We start from the raw sequence: 20858 nt of genomic DNA, 5'->3' as shown, positions 1-20858 counted from the left end.
CAGAATTTCAATCACTGCGAGTCACATGCCAAACCACTCATATTTAGGAGCAATCGTATGAATCGTCAAGAAATTGATGCTTTAGTTAAGCAAATGAACGTGGAAACGGCGACTGGTACTGTCAATCATCGTGTACAACAAATTATTGTTCGTTTGCTTGCTGACCTTTTTGAAGCCATTGAAGACTTAGATATCTCTCAATCTGAATTATGGAAAGGTCTAGAATATTTTACTGACGCAGGTCAAGCGAATGAACTTGGTCTTTTAGCAGCAGGTTTAGGCTTAGAACATTATTTAGACTTACGTGCTGACGAAGCAGATGCTAAAGCAGGCATTACTGGGGGAACACCACGTACTATCGAAGGCCCATTATACGTTGCAGGTGCACCAGAGTCTGTAGGCTTTGCCCGTATGGATGATGGTTCTGAAACCGATAAAATCGATACTTTATTCATTGAAGGTATTGTTACCGATATCAATGGCAACATTATCCCAAATGCTAAAGTTGAAATTTGGCATGCCAATAGTCTAGGTAACTATTCTTTCTTTGATAAATCACAATCTGATTTTAATCTACGTCGTAGCATTTTAGCAGATGTAAATGGAAAGTATGTTGCTCAAACCACCATGCCTGTTGGTTATGGTTGTCCGCCTGAAGGTACAACACAGGCTGTTTTAAATATGCTTGGTCGTCATGGCAATCGTCCTTCTCACGTACATTATTTCATTTCTGCACCAGGTTATCGCAAGCTCACTACACAATTTAATATCGAAGGTGACCAATACCTTTGGGATGACTTTGCCTTTGCAACACGTGATGGTTTAGTCGCGACTGCTGTTGATGTAACTGATGAAGCTGAAATTGCTCATCGTGGTTTAAACAAGCCATTTAAACAGATTACTTTTAATGTTGAATTGGTCAAAGATCAAACACAAGCACCTTCAACAGAAGTAGATCGTCGTCGCGCAAGCGCATAACAAAAATACCAAAATTGATGACTCGTCTGGGGTTTAGATCAAACAGCCTCAGCCCTATCACCACACGGATAGTCGGAGAACAGACATGCCTCGTATTCCAGTAATTAACACCAGCCATCTTGATCGTATTGATGAGTTACTTGTCGATAATTTTGAAACAGGTGAATTTAAATTACATCGCTCAGTATTTACAGACCAAGCCTTATTTGACCTTGAATTGAAATACATTTTTGAAGGCAATTGGGTTTATTTGGCACACGAAAGCCAAATTCCAAACAATAATGACTACTACACGACTTACATGGGTCGTCAGCCCATTGTAATTGCACGAAACCGTAATGGTGAACTAAATGCAATGATCAATGCCTGTTCACACCGTGGCGCGCAACTTTGTCGTTATAAACGCGGTAATAAAGCAACTTATACCTGTCCTTTCCATGGTTGGACGTTTAATAATTCTGGAAAATTACTCAAAGTTAAAGATCCAGCGGATGCAGGTTATTCAGACTGTTTCAATAAAGATGGTTCACATGACCTGAAAAAAGTTGCACGTTTTGAAAACTACAAAGGTTTCCTATTCGGTAGCTTAAATCCAGACGTTCCAAGTTTAGAAGAGTTCTTAGGTGAAACAACCAAAATCATTGACATGATTGTTGATCAGTCTGAGCAAGGTTTAGAAGTATTACGTGGTTCTTCTACTTACACTTTTGAAGGTAACTGGAAATTAACCGCTGAAAATGGTGCTGATGGTTATCACGTTTCAGCAGTACATTGGAACTACGCTGCGACAACTCAACAACGTAAAGAGAAAGAAGCTGCTGACAATGTCCGTGCGATGAGCGCAGGTTCATGGGGCAAACAAGGCGGTGGCTCATACGGTTTTGACAATGGTCACATGCTGCTTTGGACGCAATGGGCAAACCCAGAAGATCGTCCAAACTACGCCAAAGCCGATGAATATACTGAAAAATTCGGTGCGCCGATGTCGAAATGGATGATTGAGCGTTCACGTAACCTGTGTCTATATCCAAACGTCTATTTAATGGACCAGTTTGGTTCCCAAATTCGTGTGGTACGTCCAATTTCAGTCAATAAATCTGAAGTGACCATTTACTGTATTGCACCAGTCGGTGAATCTGCCGAAGCGCGTACACGTCGTATTCGCCAATATGAAGATTTCTTCAATGCCTCAGGTATGGCAACGCCAGACGATCTTGAGGAATTCCGTGCTTGCCAAGCAGGTTATGCCGGTATTGAGTTGGAATGGAATGACATGTGTCGCGGTTCAAAGCATTGGATTCAAGGCGCTGATGATGCAGCCAACGAAATTGGTCTAAAACCTGCGATTAGCTGTATCAAAACTGAAGATGAAGGGCTTTATCTTGCACAGCATCAATATTGGTTAAAAACCATGAAACATGCCATCGAAGCAGAAAAAGAACTCGTTGGTTTGGATTTGGTTGATTAAGGAGAAACAATATGAATGCGACTGCAACAATTGATAAAGCAAGTATCGAAAATATCAGCCAATTTCTCTATCGCGAAGCTCGTTTTTTGGATGATGAACAGTGGGATGATTGGTTAACGTGCTATGCATCCAGTGCTTCTTTTTGGATGCCTGCTTGGGATGATGATGACAAACTGACTGAAGATCCACAGTCTGAAATTTCCCTGATTTATTATCCAGATCGTCAAGGGCTTGAAGATCGTGTGTTCCGTATCAAAACTGAACGCTCTTCTGCAACCATGCCAGATACGCGTACCAGCCATAACATTACCAATGTTGAAGTTATTGCACGAGAAGGTGACAAAGTCACAGTACGCTTTAATTGGAATACGCTAAGTTTCCGTTATAAAACCAATTATAGCTATTTTGGTATGTCACGTTATGAAATCGATTTTTCAGGCGAACAACCACAGATTTTAAGCAAATATGTGGTGCTAAAAAATGATTACATCAACCAAGTGATTGATATTTATCACCTCTAAGACTGTCTGTTACAAATATTTTAAACAGACAGCAAGGTTCGCCGTTCAGGCTAAAGGAAATTTGACTGAGCGGCAGAAGATTTGTATAGATTAAAAGGATTCTGCCATGTCAAGCCATAATATTGCACTTCAATTTGAAGATGGCGTAACTCGCTTTATTTCAGTTGCACAAGATGAAACGCTTTCAGATGCTGCATACCGTCAAAAAATTAATATTCCTTTAGATTGCCGTGATGGCGCATGTGGTACCTGCCGTGCCTTCTGTGAGTCAGGCACGTATGATATGCCTGAAGAAAATTACATTGAAGATGCATTGACGCCTGAAGAAGCTGAACAAGGTTATATCTTGGCCTGTCAATGTAAACCGACTTCAGATGCTGTATTTAAAATCGCAGCTTCATCGGATGTTTGTAAAACTGAAATTCATCAATTTCAGGGCACACTGTCTCGTGTTGAAAACCTATCTGATTCAACCATTACTTTTGATATTCAATTGGATGAAGGACAGCCTGATATTCATTTCCTTGCTGGACAATATGTCAATGTTGGCATTCCTGGAACAACTGAAACGCGTTCATATTCATTTAGTTCAAAACCGGGCAATCGCTTAACAGGTTTTGTGGTCCGTAATGTTCCGAACGGGAAAATGAGTGAATTTCTCAGTAAAGATGTCAAAGCTGGCGACAAAATGACGTTTACAGGTCCATTTGGAAGTTTCTATTTACGTGATGTCACCCGTCCTGTACTCATGCTCGCAGGCGGAACAGGTATTGCCCCATTCATGTCGATGTTGCAAGTACTTGAAGAAAAACATTCAGAGCAACCTGTTCGTTTAGTTTTTGGCGTAACAAATGACTTCGACCTAGTCGCAATTGAAAAGTTAAATGAATTACAAGAAAAACATGCTTGGTTTGAATACCGTACCGTTGTTGCTCATGCAGACAGTCAGCATGAACGTAAAGGTTATGTGACCAGTCATGTTGAAAATGATTGGTTAAATCAAGGTGATGTCGATATTTACCTATGTGGTCCAGTTCCAATGGTCGAAGCTGTACGTGGTTGGTTAGATACGGAAGGCATTAAACCAAAAAGCTTTTTGTTCGAAAAATTCTCTGCCAATTAATAAGTCGTTTTAAACATTTATATTTGAGGAGAAGAATGCCATGAATAAGCGCTTTGAAAATAAAGTTGTTATTGTTACAGGTGCAGCACAAGGGATTGGACGCGGAGTCGCCCTACAAGTCACGCTAGAAGGTGCTCAAGCAGTTTTGGCCGATCGCTCTGAATTTGTGGAAGAAGTTCTTGCTGAAATTAAACGCAATGGTGGTGATGCTATCACCATCAATGCAGACTTAGAAAGCTTTTCAGGTGCACAAGCTGTCGTTGAAAAAGCCATTGCAACTTATGGACGTGTCGATGTCCTCATTAACAATGTCGGTGGTGCAATTTGGATGAAACCTTTTCAAGAGTTTTCTGAAGAGGAAATCATCAAAGAAGTGAATCGCTCTTTATTTCCAACGCTATGGTGTTGTCGAGCAGTGCTTCCTGAAATGATTAAAAATCAAAAAGGTACGATTGTAAATGTGTCTTCAATTGCAACGCGTGGTATTAACCGTGTACCCTACTCTGCGTCAAAAGGTGGTGTGAACGGATTAACCGCTTCACTTGCTTTTGAACATGCCAAAAATGGTATCCGAGTGAATGCGATTGCAACAGGTGGTACAGAAGCACCGCCACGTAAAGTGCCTAGAAATGCTAAGCCACTTTCTGACCATGAAAAACTGTGGATGCAAGAAGTTGTTGATCAAACCATTGATCGTACTTTCATGGGCCGTTATGGATCAATTCAAGAACAAGTCAATGCCATCGTATTCCTTGCATCTGATGATTCTTCATATATGACAGGAACAGTTGTTCCTGTTGGTGGTGGCGATCAGGGTTAAACTCAGTTTTATTCTGATCAATAAATATAAAACAACTGATGTTACATAACATATTTACTATGCCGTGATGATTAAAAATTAAATTCAGTTTTAATCGCTCAATAAAATACGCTATAGACATATGGATGTAATATCAGTCGATAAAAATAACCATTGAGCAAGGAAGTAAACAATGGCAAATCTATTGCAAACATTAAAAAAAGATTGGTCTATCTCAGCGACTGTTGCAGGATTTCTAGCTGTTCTTATTTCCTATTCAGGGCCATTGATCATCTTTTTCCAAGCAGCACAGCAAGCCCATGTTTCCAATGCCATGATGATCTCGTGGATTTGGGGAATCTCAATTGGTGCAGCTGTTGCAGGGATCTATTTATCGATTAAATTCAAAACACCTGTCATTACAGCATGGTCAGCACCCGGTACTGCTTTACTGGTCACATTATTTCCCCATGTCTCTTTAAATGAAGCTGTAGCAGCTTACATCACCACTGCTGTAGTAATTTTAATGATTGGCATCACAGGTTATTTTGATAAATTACTAAAGTGGATCCCACAAGATGTCGCCGCAGGCATGATGGCAGGCATATTATTTCAATTTGGATTAGGTTTATTTACTGCAACAGATAGTATGCCCTTAATCGTGTTCAGTATGCTCTTGGTTTTCCTCTTTGCTAAACGTTTAACACCACGTTATGCCATGGTTTGGGTACTTGTTGCTGGTGTCGTTCTCAGTCTCCTACTGGGTAAAATGAATCCTGTCGATGTTAATTTTACCTTGGCGATTCCACAATTTATCCAACCTGAATGGACTTGGGATTCCACCTTAAACCTTGCTATTCCCCTTATTTTAGTCAGCCTGACTGGGCAGTTTTTACCCGGCATGGCCATTATGAAACTCAGTGGTTATGACACGCCTGCAAAACCTATTATTACAGTAACCAGTATTGCGTCTTTGGCCGTTGCATGTGTCGGGGGAATCACCATCGTACTTGCATCGATTACAGCTGCGCTGTGTATGGGAAAAGATGCACATGAGCTAAAAGAAAAGCGATATATTGCAGGGATTGCCAATGGTATTTTTTATATTCTAGGTGGCTTATTTGCTGGCAGTATTGTCATGCTGTTTAGTTTACTACCTAAAGAGCTCGTTGCTGCACTTGCAGGTTTAGCCTTATTAGGTGCGATTGCAACCAATATTTCAGTCGCTATGAAAAATGAATCTCAACGAGAAGCAGCTTTGATCACTTTTCTTGCCACAGCATCAGGCATGCACTTTTTAGGCCTAAGTTCAGTATTTTGGGGAATCTGTATTGGTGTCATTGCACATTTGGTTTTAACCAAGAAAACACCAACCACGCCACAACCGATAAAGACAGAATTAAAATCAGCACAAACGACTAAGGATTAGGTTGGAGCGAATACAGTTAAGTTGAATCACTGGTTTTAAGTACCATATTTTCTTCTTCAAATACATTCTTGATACAATCCAAGATACTTGGAATATAGTTGCTTTGGTCCATATTTCGAACTGATAAGGAAATTGGACTATAAGCTTCTACATCTAAAATTGGAATATAAACTAAATTCTTCATACCAATATCACTAGCACTTTCAGGGATAATACAAATCCCCTCACCTGAAGAAACTAATCCAAGTGCCAAGTGAATTTCTCGAACTTCAATCATGTCTTTCGGCACAAGTCCTAATTCAGTAAAAATAGATTGAATAAGTGTTGAGAAGTTTGGCTTTTGCGATGCAGGATAAGAAAAAATAGGCTCGTTAATAATTTGTGATAAATAAATACCTTGATCAATATATTCAGCTAAATGATGATTTTTATGTACTGCTAATTTTAATTTTTCTTCTCTGAGTAAAATACGTTTAATAGCAGGATCGCTAATTCTTAAACGCCCAAATCCCAAATCAATTTTTCCTTGTTTCAGTGCTTCAATTTGATCTTTGGTTCCACACTCGATCAGCTCTACTTCGATTTCTGGATTATTTTGACGAAATAGATAAATAATTTGCGGTAGTAAAGCATATAAAAGTGAACTGACATAACCAATACGAACAATTTTATTGACCGAACTAATCCGCTTTGCCATTGACGTTGCTTGTGCTGTATGGGTTAAAATCTGTACAGCATGCTGATAAAAAAACTGCCCTGCTTCTGTAGTTCGTACAGGTCTTGAGCCTCGTTCAAATAATAAAATTCCCAGCTCTTCTTCTAGCTTCTGAATTTGTCGACTCAACGGAGGTTGGGCCATACATAATTTCTCAGCGGCTTTGGTAATACTTTGCTCTTCTACAACAGTGACAAAATATCGAAGATGTCTTAATTCCATTTAATATACCTAAAAAGTATCTAAAAATACCAAATTGAGCCTAGTTAAAGATTTTACATTAATTTAGGGTATATAAATAGATTGATACTTAAGAAATACGCAGATGTATAAGTCCATAGAAACGCTATTAGTCGAAATTCCAACGATTCGCCCTCACAAGATGGCGGTCGCAACGATGCAAACTCAAACCTTGGTACTCATCAAAGTCACCACTGAAGATGGACTGGTCGGTTGGGGTGAAGCAACCACGATTGGCGGTTTAGGCTATGCTGAAGAAAGTCCTGAAAGTGTAAAAACCAATATTGAAACGTATTTCGCACCATTACTCAAAACATTAGGTGCTATGAATATCGCCCAAACGATGCAAGTCATTAACCGTAACATCAACGGTAATCGCTTTGCCAAATGTGCGATTCAAACTGCATTGTTGGATATCCAAACTCAGCGTTTAGGCTTGCCACTGAGTGAAGTGCTAGGTGGTCGCTTACGTGACCGTATTCCAGTGTTATGGGTTTTGGCTTCTGGCAATACTGAAAAGGATATTGCTGAAGCTGAGAAAATGATTGCAGCTAAACGTCACAATATTTTCAAATTAAAAATTGGTTCACGTCCTGTAGAGCAAGATGTAGAACACGTGCTCACTATTAAAAAAGCATTAGGTTCTGACATTTCTATTCGTGTTGATGTCAATCGTGCTTGGTCAGAGCTAAATGCAATTAAAGGCATTCAAATGCTTCAAGCTGGTGGTGTAGATCTGATTGAACAACCTTGCGCAATTCACAATATTGATGCAATGCAACGCTTAACACGAAAATTTGATCTTGCGATCATGGCTGATGAATCACTCTTTGGACCACAAAGTGCTTATGAACTTGCTAAACGCAATGCAGCATCAGTCTTTGCAGTTAAGGTCGCTCAATCTGGTGGTTTAATCGAAGCTTGTGAAGTTGGTAAATTGGCGAATCTTGCAGGGATCGATCTGTATGGCGGCACGATGTTAGAAGGTCCAGTCGGAACGATTGCATCTGCTCACGTATTTTCAACATTCAGTAATTTAGCATATGGCACTGAGTTGTTTGGCCCCTTGTTATTGACTGAAGATATTTTAAAAACACCACTTCAATATGAAAATTTCGAGCTAAAAATACCGACAGGTGCAGGCTTAGGGATTGAATTAGATGAAGACAAAATCGACAACATGCGTCGTCAATAATGAAAGGAATGAATATGCTTTTCCAAGTACGAATGGATGTACATATCCCACTCGATATGCCAGTAGAAAAAGCCAATGAAATTAAAATGATTGAAAAGGCTTATTCACAAGATTTACAGCGTCAAGGCAAATGGCGTCATATTTGGCGTGTGACTGGGCAATATTCAAACATCAGTATTTTTGATGTGGAGAGCAATGAAGAACTTCACAATATTTTACAAGGCTTACCATTATACCCTTATATGAATATTGAAGTGATGGCGCTTAATCGTCACCCTTCTTCAATTCGTGATGATGACAGCTAAGCCTTTCGCATCACACCCAACTTAATTTTTTAAATTACAGCAATAACAAGGAATGTGGCGAGCAAAAGAGCAAGCAAATTAATGCAAGCAAAGCCAACCACGTAAATATTTTCATACTTCAGGAGAATCTGTATGAACCGTCAAGAAATAGATAAATTAGTCAAGGAAATGAACGTAGACACTGCAACAGGCGAAGTGAATCCACGTATTCAAAAAATTGTTGTACGCTTACTTGGCGATTTATTTCAAGCGATTGAGGATTTGGATATTTCTCAGTCCGAGCTCTGGAAAGGTTTAGAATATTTTACCGATGCAGGACAAGCCAACGAACTTGGTCTTTTAGCTGCTGGCTTAGGTCTTGAACATTATTTAGATTTACGTGCTGATGAAGCTGATGCTAAAGCAGGTATTACGGGCGGTACACCACGTACAATCGAAGGTCCACTATACGTTGCTGGCGCGCCAGAATCTGTAGGCTTCGCTCGTATGGATGATGGCTCTGAAAGCGATAAAATCGATACTTTATTCATTGAAGGTTCTGTAACAGATACAGACGGTAATATCATTGAAGGCGCTAAAGTTGAAGTTTGGCATGCCAACAGTTTAGGTAACTATTCTTTCTTTGATAAGTCACAATCTGACTTCAATTTACGTCGTACAATTCTTTCTGATGCAAATGGTCAATACATTGCACAAACCACCATGCCTGTGGGTTATGGTTGCCCACCTGAAGGTACAACGCAAGCTGTTTTAAATTTGCTAGGTCGTCATGGTAATCGCCCTTCTCACGTTCATTATTTCGTCTCTGCACCCGGTTATCGCAAACTCACGACTCAATTTAATATTGAAGGTGACAAATATCTTTGGGATGACTTTGCCTTTGCAACCCGTGATGGTCTCGTTGCAACTGCTGTAGACGTAACAGATGAAGCGGAAATTGCTCGTCGCGGTGTAAACAAACCATTCAAACACATTACGTTCAATGTTGAATTGGTCAAAGAACAAGACAATGCACCAACTACTGAAGTTGATCGTCGCCGTGTAAGTGCTTAATTAACATGAGGACTGTGAGATATTCCCTCTTATCTCACAGTTTATTCAATTTGTTAGATATCTGCGCATAGATATGCATTGACTCATCTATGCATAGAAATTTAGAAACATAGACAAAGGTTCAGTCTTATGATCGATAAAAGCTCTTTATCCATGAAAGAAGTACTTTCCCAAATTACAGATGGCTCAACCATCATGATTGGTGGTTTTGGTACGGCAGGACAACCGGCAGAACTCATTGATGGTTTGATTGAACTTGGCGTCAAAGACCTCGTTATTATCAATAATAATGCAGGCAATGGCGATTATGGTTTAGCAAAACTATTAAAAACAGGTGCTGTCCGTAAAATCATTTGTTCATTCCCACGTCAGTCAGACTCTTGGGTATTCGATGACCTTTATCGTGAAGGTAAAATCGAACTCGAACTGGTACCACAAGGCAACTTAGCTTGTCGAATCCAAGCAGCAGGTATGGGATTAGGGCCGATTTATACACCAACAGGTTTTGGTACATTACTGGCAGAAGCTAAGCCTACTCTCCATTATGAAGGGAAAGATTTCGTTTTGGAGAATCCAATCAAAGCTGATTTTGCATTAATTAAGGCACATCAAGGCGATCGTTGGGGCAACTTGGTTTATAACAAATCAGCGCGCAACTTTGGCCCAATCATGGCAATGGCAGCGGATATCACCATTGCTCAAGTCACTGAGGTTGTTGAACTTGGGGCGCTTGATCCTGAACACATCATCACGCCGGGCATCTTTATACAGCATGTTGTTGCTGCAAAACCTGCACAGTAATTGAAGTCGGAGAATAAGATGAGCTATACAAAACTAACTCGAGACCAAATTGCAGAACGTGTTGCACAAGATATTCCAGACGGTGCTTATGTCAATTTAGGTATTGGTCTCCCGACTAAAATTTCGAATTATTTACCATCAGACAAAGATGTTTTTTTACATTCTGAAAATGGTTTACTCGCATTTGGCCCACCACCTGCTAAAGGTGAAGAAGATCCTGAACTGATCAATGCAGGCAAAGAGTTTGTCACAATGCTTACAGGTGGCTCATTTTTCCATCATGGTGATTCTTTCGCCATGATGCGTGGTGGTCATCTAGATATTGCTGTGCTTGGTGCATTTCAAGTTGCAGAAAATGGTGATTTGGCCAATTGGCATACGGGTGCTCCAGATGCTATTCCTGCGGTTGGTGGGGCGATGGATTTGGCAGTCGGTGCAAAAAAAGTCTTCATCACCACCGATCATGTCACTAAACAAGGTGAGCCAAAAATTGTGGCTGAACTGACCTATCCAGTTACAGGTAAAAAATGTGTAGATCGTATCTATACGGATCTGTGCGTGATTGATGTCACTGCGGATGGATTAAAAGTGATTGAAAAAGTTGATGGCTTGAGCTTCGCAGAATTGCAGTCGATGACGGGTGCAACCTTGATTGATGCGACGCAAACTTTTTTTGAATAAATATGACCTCCCTTCATCCCTCCTAAGAGGAGGGAAACTTTCATTACTTATTAATTTTGATGAATGTTTAAGTAAGAGTCGATCAAAGTAAATCATGGCTTTAACCCAAAACTATTTCACGCGAGTCCCTCCTTTCAGGAGGGATATAGGGAGGTAGAAAATGGAAAATTTAAAAATGAAAACCGCTTATATTATCGATGCCATTCGTACCCCTTTCGGACGCTATGCAGGAGGACTCGCCTCAGTTCGTGCAGATGACTTGGGTGCATTGCCAATCAAAGCCTTAATTGAACGTAATCCAACAATTGATTGGAAACAAATCGATGATGTGATCTACGGCTGTGCCAACCAAGCGGGTGAAGATAACCGTAATGTAGGGCGTATGTCAGCACTACTTGCTGGCCTGCCTGTCGAAGTCCCTGCCACTACAGTCAATCGCCTATGTGGTTCATCATTAGATGCTATTGCCATGGCAGCACGTGCAATTAAAGCAGGTGAAGCGGATCTGATTATTGCAGGTGGTGTGGAAAGCATGTCACGTGCTCCATTTGTAATGGGTAAAGCTGACACTGCTTTTAGTCGTAGTCAAAAGATTGAAGACACCACCATGGGCTGGCGTTTCATCAATCCAACCCTGAAAGCGATGTACGGTGTGGATACCATGCCTCAGACGGCTGAAAATGTAGCTGAGCAATTTAATATTAACCGTGAAGATCAGGATAAGTTTGCCCTGAGTAGCCAACAGCGTACGGCTACTGCACAAGTTCAGGGCTTTTTTAAACATGAGATCACTCCTGTTTCAATTCCACAACGTAAAGGTGATCCTGTTGTGGTCGATACCGATGAACATCCACGCGCTTCGACCACTTTAGAGGAGTTAAATAAACTCAAAGGTGTAGTTAAAGCAGATGGAACTGTAACTGCGGGCAATGCTTCAGGGATCAATGACGGTGCAGCTGCTGTGTTGATTGCATCAGAGCAAGCAGTTAAGCAATACCAGTTAAAACCACGTGCCAAAATCATCGCCTCAACAGCGGTCGGTGTTGAACCACGTATCATGGGTTTCGCTCCTGCACCTGCGATTAAAAAACTATTGAAACAAGCCAATCTCACTTTAGAACAAATGGATGTAATTGAGCTAAATGAAGCTTTTGCAGCACAGGCTTTAGCTGTGACGCGTGACTTAGGTCTAGCGGATGATACGACTCAAGTGAATCCAAATGGTGGAGCAATTGCGATTGGTCATCCTCTTGGCGCATCAGGCGCACGTTTAGTCACAACAGCTTTAAACCAATTGGAACAAACAGGCGGCACTTATGCCCTATGCTCAATGTGTATTGGCGTCGGACAAGGGATTGCGCTGATTATTCAACGGGTTTAAATTTTCATATTGCTTAGGCTATTTAGCTATTTTCTTTATAGACGTAGAAAATAGCTTTAACGATTAACTTTATTAAACGATGAATGATTTCCTCTTTGTTATAAGAGGAAATTCATGATCAACCTGCCTTAATTTGTGAAGAAAAATTGTAAGGAAAATAGAATGCCAACATTTACTTCTAACGATGCCATCATCAATTATCAAACTTTTGGTGACAGTTCAAAACCTGCTCTTATTTTTTCAAATTCATTAGGTACAAAGTTGAATATGTGGCAAGCGCAGATTGATCATTTTCAAAAAGATCATTTTGTGATTTGTTATGACACTCGTGGTCATGGACAATCTTCTACACCACAAGGGCCATATAGCATTGACCAGTTGGGTCAAGATGTCGTGAATTTATTGGATCATTTGAAGATTCAAAAGGCAGATTTCTGCGGAATTTCTATGGGTGGTCTCACTGGACAATGGTTAGCGATTTATAGACCTGAGCGTTTTCATCATGTTGTAGTCTGCAACACTGCGGCAAAAATTGGTCAAGAACAGGCTTGGCTTGATCGTGCTCAATTAGTCCGAGAGCAAGGCTTAAAACCTATCGCAGAAACAGCAGCACTACGCTGGTTTACCGAACCCTTTATCCAAAGCCAAGCAACAATTGTAGCGTCCTTAAGTAACGACTTAGCAGCTAGCAGCGCAGAGGGTTATGCAAGTTGTTGTGAGGCTTTGGCTAAAGCGGACTTACGAGATCAACTCAGTCAAATTACTGTGCCTGTATTGATCATTGCAGGACAAAAAGATCCTGTAACGACTGTAATTGATGGTCAATATATGCTTGATCGAATTGCAAATGCTCAACTTGTGGAAATAGATGCTTCGCATATTTCCAATGTAGAAAAGCCTGAAGAATTTAATCAAGCTTTAGTACACTTTTTAGCTCAGTAATCTTTAGAAATATACTCACGATAAATCGCTACAAAGAGCTGAATAAAATTTGATAGCACTGAGGTCTTATTTATTGCGCGAATACTTATTGTTTAAACAAATAACCCCACCAAATTTGGCGGGGTTATTTATATTCATAAATCACTATTTAGCATAAATACGCTTATGACACAGGGATCTTACCGAATTTTCCACTATTGAAATCATCAATTGCTTGTTCAATTTCTTCACGTTTGTTCATCACAAAAGGACCATAGCCTTCGATTGTTTCATTCAATGGTTGCCCTGAAAGAATAAGAAAACGTGCATCTTCTAATGCTTCGAATTCAAAATCAGTCTGACCATCTCGTTCTAACAAAATCATCGAATTATCAGTAATCTCTTTTGTACCATTCAACATGGCTTTACCCGAAAGCATAATGATCATTGAATTGTGATCAGCAGGAACACTGAACACTTTTTTATGGGTTGCTTTGAGTTCGCCATCCCAAACATTCACAGGACTAAATGTAAATGCTGGGCCAGTAAGATCAAGATATTGACCTGCAATCACACGAATATGACCAGCGCCATCTTCTAATTCAAGCATAGGGATATCTTTAGCTTCGATAGCTTGGTATTTAGGTGGTGTCATTTTATCCTTCGCAGGTAAATTGACCCAAAGTTGTACCATTTCAAATAATCCACCTGTTTGGGCGAATTCTTTTGAATGAAACTCTTCATGCACCAAGCCAGCTCCAGCTGTCATCCACTGTACATCACCTGTTTTAATCGTACCGCCACCACCACTTGAATCTTTATGCTCTACCTCGCCTTTATAGGCAATGGTTACGGTTTCAAAACCACGATGCGGATGAGAACCTACACCTAATTGCGCTGTTGTCGGTTCAAAATGATACGGTGCTGCATAATCAAGCAATAGAAAAGGACTCGTCGCTTGGTCAAACCGATCATATGAAAATAAACCTTTTACTGGAAATCCATCACCAACCCAATGACTATGTGGGTTACGATATACACCTACAATATTCTTCATTTAAATCCTCCTCCTTGATCGGAGTTAACATAGGTTTATTTTAGTTTTTTAAGTTGTGTTAATAAATACTCTACACGATAAACAGCTTTCCATACATAGAACAATACCTGACTTGTTTTCTCAAATACAATCCTTATACACATTTAAAAACATAGTCAACTTAACGGCTTAAAAGCTAAAATTTAAAAGAATAATCAAACTCTTACACCATAATTATTTCTATAATTATGGTTCAACTGAAAATGATTCACACATCAACTATATAAATATAAAAACTTGATTATTTGCATGTTTTAGCTTGTGTATTGGCTTTTAAATCGACAATAACGGACATACCAATCGCCAAATTTTCTATCCCTTTTTGTTGAGAATCAAAAATAATTTTCACAGGAAAACGACGGACGATTTTGGTGAAGTTACCTGTTGCATTATCTGCAGGGAGTAAGGCTAAATCAGATCCACTACTTCTCGAAATACTCTCCAACGTACCACAGAATTTTTTACTTGGAATAGCATCTACAGAGAAATAAACCTTGTCACCTGGAGCAAGTTTTGAGAGTTGAGTTTCTTTTAAATTCGCTTCAATCCAGAGATTCGTAGATGGAGCAACCACCATCAAACTTTTAGCCGCAGTGATATATTCTCCCTCACGTACTTTACGTGAGACAATTGTGCCATCACGTGGAGCAAGCAATTGAGTTGCTTTCAGATTATTTTCCGTTTGCGTTAAATTCGCATAAGCCGCAGATAATGCCGCTTTTAATGTTGCACGTTGAGCTTCTAACACATGAATGCTTTGTTCAGACTCACGAATTTTCACTTTAGCAACATTTAAATTGGCCGTTTGGCCAGCTTGATCCTCTATCGCTTTGTCAAACTCACTCTTACTAATGCCACCAATATCCACCAGATCTTCAGTCCGTTTTAAGTAATTATTTGCACGGCGTTGCGTTGCTTCTGCTGCGACAATTTCAGCCTTACTAATATTGATTTGTTCTTTGGCTAATTTAATTTTTTCTTCAAGCTCGTGTTGTGAAGCTTCAATTTCAGCAATCTTTGCTTTAGCCTGATCGACAGCAGACAAATAATCTGTTTGATCAATTTCTGCCAGCACCTGCCCTGCTTTAACCTTTTGATTATCAACCACATTAACTTTTAAAACATAGCCACTGACTTTACTGGTAATGTAACTTAAATCACCTTTAACATAAGCATTATCTGAAGTCTGCGTTTGGCTATTCACACTCCAATAATTATAAATGTAAAACACCAAGCTCAGAATGCCCATCATCAAAACAAAGGCAATGATGACTCGCATCCAAGGACGAACTAATTTTTTAGATTCAGTCATTGTTTAAACTCGACTCCAGTGATAATGAAGAAATATTCAACGTATGAAAATACCTAGTGAATAGCCTTACTGTGTGGAAAAATCCATACACAAGCTGACGCGATAAAAAGAGTGATAAAAACCAATAAGAAAGCATCGTTATAAGACAATACAAAAGCCTGAGTTTTAATATGCTGGCTCAACTGAGCATAACTCACTGCATCGAGACTGCCTTGATCAGAAAAAAACCGACTCAACGAACCTTGTATCGTACTTAATGTAGATAACGTTTCTTCACTCTGTAAATGAACATTTTCACCAAGCATTGCTGAGTGCAGCTTTTCCCGTTCATTGATAAAATGACTTAAAACACCAATTCCGCCAGTCAGACCTAAAACCCGTGCATAGTTAAAACCAATGCCACATGTAGGCCCTTCTACAGGCAAAATGTCATATAAAACCAAATGCAACGTTGCTAAAGAAAAAAGCCCTTGCCCAAGCCCTGCAATAAAAATAGGCAGTAAAAAGTCATCAATAGCCCACTTCGACGTTGCATAACTACAATAGAGTGACGTAAAGGCCAAAATAGCCAATGCAATAGACATGACAATTCGTTGATCCACACGAGGACTTAACATATAAGCCGCCGCTAAACCAATCAGCGTACCTACAGTAAACGGCCATAATACTTCGGCAATTTGCTCGATTCTGAAACCTGCAAGTTGAATCAGAAATTGAGGAATAATCCAAATAATAAAGAGTGAGCCAAAACGAAAAATAATTTGAAAAATAAGACCATACGTAAAAGGTTTATAAAATATAGATTTCTTTAAAAGAGCTTGGTCATGTTGAATAAAGTGATATATAGCAAAGATAAAAAACAAAATTGCATTAATCAAACAAGCAGTAATCCACCAAGATTCAAACCAAAAATGACGTTCACCTTCAGAAACGAAAATCACCAAACAGGTCAAACTCATTGAAATGATGATGTATCCTGACCAATCAAATAGTTTAAATACTTCTGGTTTAATCGGATCATCACGAAACAAAAAATGTGCCATGACCACATAAACAATAATGCCGAGTGCAGGAACGATAAATAACAAACGCCAATTTTCGTTATATAGAAACAAACTACCAAACCAAGCTGAAATTCCGACGCCGATCGCTGTTGCAGTGGCAAAATAGGTCAACCCGCGTGTCCGAATGATACCTGCGGGATGCGTAGAAAAAAGAATAATAAACATCAGAATTGGCAACATGCCCGCAAAAGCACCTTGAAAAATCCTGAGAATCATCATTGTGGCAAAATTATTAATGATCACGATAAGTAAAGAACTGAGGACATAACCAATTCCCGCAGTCATCATTGCACGTCTACGTCCTAATACACCCGAAAATAGAAATGCAATTGGTAAACCTAGGATTTGCCCAACATTGTATAGCGTCACGACCCAGCCAACATCTTGTGAGGTCACAGAAAAAGCGCCTGCGATGTCTTGCTGTGCAAAAATCACAGACAGAGGAAAGGTACTACTAATCGCTGCGCCGAATGCCGCAACAGACATACTGGTTAATCTTTGAATTGACGCCTGATCAAGCATAGAAATTCTCTTGATGGACAAATAAATAGAATGATCAATTTTATAAAGCTATCTATAAAGTGAATTATTAGACGATCTATAAAACCATCACCTCTTCATTCAGTTTTCTAAATTTTTATCACAGTTTGCTGTTTGTATTAAATACCGAATATTTGAATTGTATAACCCAAAGATCGGTAGAATTTTTAAACAGCGATACCTACTGTATGATCAAAAAGTTGAATGATTCAAGATGTTTACTGTCAATATTACAATGCTATTTAGAATGTTTGAAAATAGGAGCTGATCAATGATTTTATTCACACCCGTTGGCGTGGCAACTCAGCTCCATACTTTCATCATCTCTGCAATCTATTTAACAGCTAATGCTTCCGTTGTAATCTGAATATCAATCGTGTCACTCACCGCAGGCACGTAAGCTGCAATATCAAAATCAGATCGCTTGATGGTTGTCGAAGCATTAAAACCAATTGCAGGTACTTTTAACATCGGGTGTTGTGCTTGATTATTTAACACAGCATCTAATACCACTGGTTTAGTAACACCTTTGACGGTCAAATTGCCTGAGATCTTAAATGTCTTTTTGTCGGTTGTTTCAACTTTAGTGCTTTGAAAGCTGATATTTGGATATTTTGCAGTATTAAACCAATCACTTTCTTGAAGTTTAGTATCTAACACTGGAACGTTGGTATTCAAACTTTTTACAGGGATTGTTACGCTTACGGAAGACTTTGCAGGATCAGCATTATCAACTTGAATCGTCCCTTGAATATCTGAAAAGTTAGCACTTGGTGTAGAAAAACCTAAATGGTTCCATGTAAATACAGTTGCTGTATGGGTTGGATCAATTTTATAACTGACCATTTCTGCTGAAACCAAGCCTGAAATCGTCAATAAACTTAAACCAATAGCAAAATTTTTGAGTTTCATCTTATTAAAGCCTTCTAGAGCTTGATGCTCTTCAATTTGAAATCTATTCAGTTCACCATACCAATCATAGCTTTCTTGAGTCTAAATTAAGCGGCATTGATGCTTAATTTGCCCATGAATCAACATGGATAAAACTGAATTTGGTTGATTAACTCCATGTTAATCATTCATACAGAACGGATAAAGACCTTAAAATGATTAACATTGTCCTATAAATATGACAAATAAATAACTTATGCTTCACATCAAACTTTTGTTAAATCAAACACGACCAAAGACAAAAGTTTTGCCCATTGTTTACAGCATTCTCTTTAATCTACCACTCAATCATTGATGAAATAGTACGGCATTTTTATTGTTGGCTATTGAAGATGCTCATGTAAAATCCGTTGTAGTTCGTGTACAGCCTCAGGAGTTTCTTGAATTGAATGTCCCCCTTTGATTATTTTTTCAGACTTTGCTAAATCCAAATGTGAGCTTTTATAAGGCACAATTCCATCTGTCATCATTTCAGTATTTTGACTGGTACTTGTATTCCCCATAATTGAGTGATAATTCAAACCCTCTTTGGGTTGTATATCACCTGTCATCTTCATAAAAATAGATTGGTCACTTAAATCACTAGGTCCGATCGTTGCGACACCTAATTTAACAGCCTGACTGGTTTTTTGAATTAAATTTCCTGCTTTTAATGACTCAAAAAAATCACCCGGTAAGCTAATCATTCTGCGGATTGATTGTGTAAACCAACGATCTGCGAAAGCTGTCCCTCGATGTGGCGATGCAATAAACACAGCTCTACTAAAATTAGGAATGGGTTCAAATTGAAAACGATCCATAATGCTTGGATATTTATAAATAAACTTACGTTCATCATCACTCAAAAGTGGAATAACATTGGCTCGAACATCCGCTTGGCTTAATAAAAGTCGACTGATCACACCACCCATGCTATGCCCAATCAACACAGCATCTTGTGATGATACTGAGTTTGGAATGGTTTGACTAAAAGCTTGTTTCAATAAAGCATTAATCTGATAACGGCTTTCCCAAATCGGCATATTGGTTGAATAAAAAACTTGCCAAACTTGGTAATGGTCTCTTAATACTTTATCTCCCATAATATTATTGGTTAAATCGACCCATGCTTCTGGACTACTGGCTAAACCATGTATCAATACAATGACTTTTTTATTGGGTTGATAAGGTTCAATCAGAAACAAATGAGGCATAGCAGAGCTTTTCCCCATATTTAATATTTTTTTATAGCCCAAAGCACCGAAATTATTTTCAGCTAACCACAATCCATAAGGTACAGAAAAGTTACCCGAAATTTTAAACTGCTCTCCATCAACAGTCGCACTTTCTTCCTGATAAGGGTCAAAAAAACGGATGAGAAATGGCGCAGTTAATACGTGTTGCTCATCAAAATTAACGGGTTCTGCAATGACTGTAATAGGTAAATATTTGGCGGCATAAATATTCCAATCTTCGGCATTTTTATAATACTCTTCAGGATTGAAAATAAATTCTTTTGACTTATTAATCGGTTTACTATTTCGAACAACGACAAATTCAGCACCAAAACCATCACGGCGGTTAATTCTCTGCAAGCCTTTAAACTTCATATTATAACTTGACTTAAAATGCTCCATCTTCAAGCTTTCCAAAGCTGGATAATATTGAAAATCAGATGAATATTTATTTTGTCCAATTGAAAAATCTGTAGGAATCTGTTCAAAATGACTTTTTAAATATTGTAAAGTCATTAACCGTGATAAAGCATAATTATAAAATGTTCTGACTTGTGATTGACGGATACTAAATACACGAGATTGCGGACTGTCTTCGGTTTTAAATAAATACATATAGCTATAGCGGATACTTTTATCCAACATATAAAGCGCTTGATCAGCACAGATTTGTGCCTTGTTATTCTTGTCTTGATCGACAAATCCATTTTTTAAAGCATGATCACATTGTGAGGAATGTTCTAGCTTCATTGCACTCGCTAGGTATAATTCACTGGCAGAGGAATAAAGCTCTGAACGATCAAGATATTGATATTCATTTAATTTAGAAATACAGCGATCAGGTGACGTTAAACAATCCGACTGACTATTGTCGATTAAAAGCAATAAACTATTTGTTTGACTACTGAGATTTGAACTGGTGAGCACTGTTTCAATATTATTGGATAACTCTGAACTCATTTTTTGTTCTTGCAGCTTAACCAATTGGCATCCTACCAATAATAAAGGCATAACAATCACTAAAAATCGTTTATTGATCTTCGATCGTTTGATCATGCTAAAACTCTTCAA

The 20858-nt window shown here is 38.9% G+C and carries 19 protein-coding genes; 13 read left to right on the top strand and 6 right to left on the bottom strand.

Translation table 11 applies throughout. The features are described from left to right. Positions 1-57: 57 nt before the first annotated feature. The 6 genes from catA (CDA10_RS07175) to benE all read left to right on the top strand — a co-directional run bounded on the left by catA (CDA10_RS07175) (position 58) and on the right by benE (position 6318). Entirely contained in the window at positions 58-978 is a 921-nt protein-coding gene (gene catA, locus CDA10_RS07175) for a catechol 1,2-dioxygenase (protein ID WP_089604922.1), read from the top strand. A gap of 85 nt (positions 979-1063) precedes the next feature. Beyond that, positions 1064-2446, top strand: a complete 1383-nt coding sequence (gene benA, locus CDA10_RS07170) for a benzoate 1,2-dioxygenase large subunit (protein WP_089604921.1) — start codon at positions 1064-1066, stop codon at positions 2444-2446. An 11-nt stretch (positions 2447-2457) separates the two neighbouring features. After that, positions 2458-2967: a benzoate 1,2-dioxygenase small subunit gene (benB, locus tag CDA10_RS07165; protein ID WP_089604920.1), complete on the top strand. Its 510-nt coding sequence runs from the start codon at positions 2458-2460 to the stop codon at positions 2965-2967. Between the two features lie 106 nt (positions 2968-3073). Beyond that, entirely contained in the window at positions 3074-4090 is a 1017-nt protein-coding gene (benC, locus tag CDA10_RS07160; RefSeq protein ID WP_089604919.1) for a benzoate 1,2-dioxygenase electron transfer component BenC, read from the top strand. A gap of 40 nt (positions 4091-4130) precedes the next feature. Next, positions 4131-4910, top strand: a complete 780-nt coding sequence (locus tag CDA10_RS07155) for a 1,6-dihydroxycyclohexa-2,4-diene-1-carboxylate dehydrogenase (protein WP_089604918.1) — start codon at positions 4131-4133, stop codon at positions 4908-4910. 172 nt (positions 4911-5082) lie between these two features. Then, positions 5083-6318, top strand: a complete 1236-nt coding sequence (gene benE / locus CDA10_RS07150; protein ID WP_089604917.1) for a benzoate/H(+) symporter BenE — start codon at positions 5083-5085, stop codon at positions 6316-6318. Between the two features lie 16 nt (positions 6319-6334). On the opposite strand, the gene catM is transcribed toward benE, so the two are convergent. Beyond that, positions 6335-7255, bottom strand: a complete 921-nt coding sequence (gene catM / locus CDA10_RS07145) for a cis,cis-muconate-binding transcription regulator CatM (RefSeq protein WP_089604916.1) — start codon at positions 7253-7255, stop codon at positions 6335-6337. A gap of 103 nt (positions 7256-7358) precedes the next feature. Here catM and CDA10_RS07140 point away from each other — a divergent pair, with 103 nt between their 5' ends. The 7 genes from CDA10_RS07140 (at position 7359) to pcaD (ending at position 13631) form a co-directional block, all read left to right on the top strand. Further along, the gene (locus tag CDA10_RS07140; RefSeq protein WP_089604915.1) at positions 7359-8468 is read left to right on the top strand and encodes a muconate/chloromuconate family cycloisomerase; all 1110 of its coding nucleotides are present in this window, start codon (positions 7359-7361) and stop codon (positions 8466-8468) included. Between the two features lie 14 nt (positions 8469-8482). Continuing rightward, a complete protein-coding gene (gene catC / locus CDA10_RS07135; RefSeq protein WP_089605184.1) occupies positions 8483-8773 on the top strand; it encodes a muconolactone Delta-isomerase in 291 nt (96 codons plus the stop codon). A gap of 132 nt (positions 8774-8905) precedes the next feature. Next, complete coding sequence (gene catA, locus CDA10_RS07130; RefSeq protein WP_089604914.1) at positions 8906-9826, top strand: catechol 1,2-dioxygenase; 921 nt, start codon at positions 8906-8908, stop codon at positions 9824-9826. Between the two features lie 129 nt (positions 9827-9955). Next, positions 9956-10627, top strand: coding sequence for a 3-oxoacid CoA-transferase subunit A (locus CDA10_RS07125; protein WP_089604913.1), 672 nt, complete (start codon positions 9956-9958; stop codon positions 10625-10627). Positions 10628-10645: 18 nt separating this feature from the next. Beyond that, on the top strand, positions 10646-11308 hold the full coding sequence (locus CDA10_RS07120) for a 3-oxoacid CoA-transferase subunit B (protein ID WP_089604912.1): 663 nt from the start codon (positions 10646-10648) through the stop codon (positions 11306-11308). A 175-nt stretch (positions 11309-11483) separates the two neighbouring features. Continuing rightward, on the top strand, positions 11484-12689 hold the full coding sequence (gene pcaF / locus CDA10_RS07115; RefSeq protein WP_089605183.1) for a 3-oxoadipyl-CoA thiolase: 1206 nt from the start codon (positions 11484-11486) through the stop codon (positions 12687-12689). Positions 12690-12851: 162 nt separating this feature from the next. Further along, positions 12852-13631: a 3-oxoadipate enol-lactonase gene (pcaD, locus tag CDA10_RS07110; RefSeq protein WP_089604911.1), complete on the top strand. Its 780-nt coding sequence runs from the start codon at positions 12852-12854 to the stop codon at positions 13629-13631. Between the two features lie 163 nt (positions 13632-13794). On the opposite strand, the gene CDA10_RS07105 is transcribed toward pcaD, so the two are convergent. From CDA10_RS07105 to CDA10_RS07085, 5 genes are all read right to left on the bottom strand, one after another. After that, positions 13795-14667, bottom strand: a complete 873-nt coding sequence (locus tag CDA10_RS07105) for a pirin family protein (RefSeq protein WP_089604910.1) — start codon at positions 14665-14667, stop codon at positions 13795-13797. Between the two features lie 280 nt (positions 14668-14947). Continuing rightward, the gene (locus tag CDA10_RS07100; RefSeq protein ID WP_089604909.1) at positions 14948-16018 is read right to left on the bottom strand and encodes an HlyD family secretion protein; all 1071 of its coding nucleotides are present in this window, start codon (positions 16016-16018) and stop codon (positions 14948-14950) included. A gap of 53 nt (positions 16019-16071) precedes the next feature. Then, on the bottom strand, positions 16072-17604 hold the full coding sequence (locus CDA10_RS07095; RefSeq protein WP_089604908.1) for an MFS transporter: 1533 nt from the start codon (positions 17602-17604) through the stop codon (positions 16072-16074). Positions 17605-17955: 351 nt separating this feature from the next. Then, positions 17956-18534, bottom strand: a complete 579-nt coding sequence (locus CDA10_RS07090; protein WP_089604907.1) for a YceI family protein — start codon at positions 18532-18534, stop codon at positions 17956-17958. Positions 18535-18896: 362 nt separating this feature from the next. Further along, the gene (locus CDA10_RS07085) at positions 18897-20843 is read right to left on the bottom strand and encodes an esterase/lipase family protein (protein WP_089604906.1); all 1947 of its coding nucleotides are present in this window, start codon (positions 20841-20843) and stop codon (positions 18897-18899) included. Positions 20844-20858: the final 15 nt, after the last annotated feature.

It is taken from the genome of Acinetobacter piscicola, assembly GCF_002233755.1.
GTDB classification, from domain to species: Bacteria; Pseudomonadota; Gammaproteobacteria; order Pseudomonadales; family Moraxellaceae; genus Acinetobacter; species Acinetobacter piscicola.
Note: the sequence above shows the minus strand (reverse complement) of the source record. Positions and strands in the feature narration are given on the sequence as shown.

Bases quoted from the DNA above. Each gene is read 5' to 3' on its own strand.
- catA (WP_089604922.1), top strand. From the start codon at position 58: ATGAATCGTCAAGAAATTGATGCTTTAGTTAAGCAAATGAACGTGGAA.
- benA (WP_089604921.1), top strand. From the start codon at position 1,064: ATGCCTCGTATTCCAGTAATTAACACCAGCCATCTTGATCGTATTGAT.
- benB (WP_089604920.1), top strand. From the start codon at position 2,458: ATGAATGCGACTGCAACAATTGATAAAGCAAGTATCGAAAATATCAGC.
- benC (WP_089604919.1), top strand. From the start codon at position 3,074: ATGTCAAGCCATAATATTGCACTTCAATTTGAAGATGGCGTAACTCGC.
- CDA10_RS07155 (WP_089604918.1), top strand. From the start codon at position 4,131: ATGAATAAGCGCTTTGAAAATAAAGTTGTTATTGTTACAGGTGCAGCA.
- benE (WP_089604917.1), top strand. From the start codon at position 5,083: ATGGCAAATCTATTGCAAACATTAAAAAAAGATTGGTCTATCTCAGCG.
- catM (WP_089604916.1), bottom strand. From the start codon at position 7,255: ATGGAATTAAGACATCTTCGATATTTTGTCACTGTTGTAGAAGAGCAA.
- CDA10_RS07140 (WP_089604915.1), top strand. From the start codon at position 7,359: ATGTATAAGTCCATAGAAACGCTATTAGTCGAAATTCCAACGATTCGC.
- catC (WP_089605184.1), top strand. From the start codon at position 8,483: ATGCTTTTCCAAGTACGAATGGATGTACATATCCCACTCGATATGCCA.
- catA (WP_089604914.1), top strand. From the start codon at position 8,906: ATGAACCGTCAAGAAATAGATAAATTAGTCAAGGAAATGAACGTAGAC.
- CDA10_RS07125 (WP_089604913.1), top strand. From the start codon at position 9,956: ATGATCGATAAAAGCTCTTTATCCATGAAAGAAGTACTTTCCCAAATT.
- CDA10_RS07120 (WP_089604912.1), top strand. From the start codon at position 10,646: ATGAGCTATACAAAACTAACTCGAGACCAAATTGCAGAACGTGTTGCA.
- pcaF (WP_089605183.1), top strand. From the start codon at position 11,484: ATGAAAACCGCTTATATTATCGATGCCATTCGTACCCCTTTCGGACGC.
- pcaD (WP_089604911.1), top strand. From the start codon at position 12,852: ATGCCAACATTTACTTCTAACGATGCCATCATCAATTATCAAACTTTT.
- CDA10_RS07105 (WP_089604910.1), bottom strand. From the start codon at position 14,667: ATGAAGAATATTGTAGGTGTATATCGTAACCCACATAGTCATTGGGTT.
- CDA10_RS07100 (WP_089604909.1), bottom strand. From the start codon at position 16,018: ATGACTGAATCTAAAAAATTAGTTCGTCCTTGGATGCGAGTCATCATT.
- CDA10_RS07095 (WP_089604908.1), bottom strand. From the start codon at position 17,604: ATGCTTGATCAGGCGTCAATTCAAAGATTAACCAGTATGTCTGTTGCG.
- CDA10_RS07090 (WP_089604907.1), bottom strand. From the start codon at position 18,534: ATGAAACTCAAAAATTTTGCTATTGGTTTAAGTTTATTGACGATTTCA.
- CDA10_RS07085 (WP_089604906.1), bottom strand. From the start codon at position 20,843: ATGATCAAACGATCGAAGATCAATAAACGATTTTTAGTGATTGTTATG.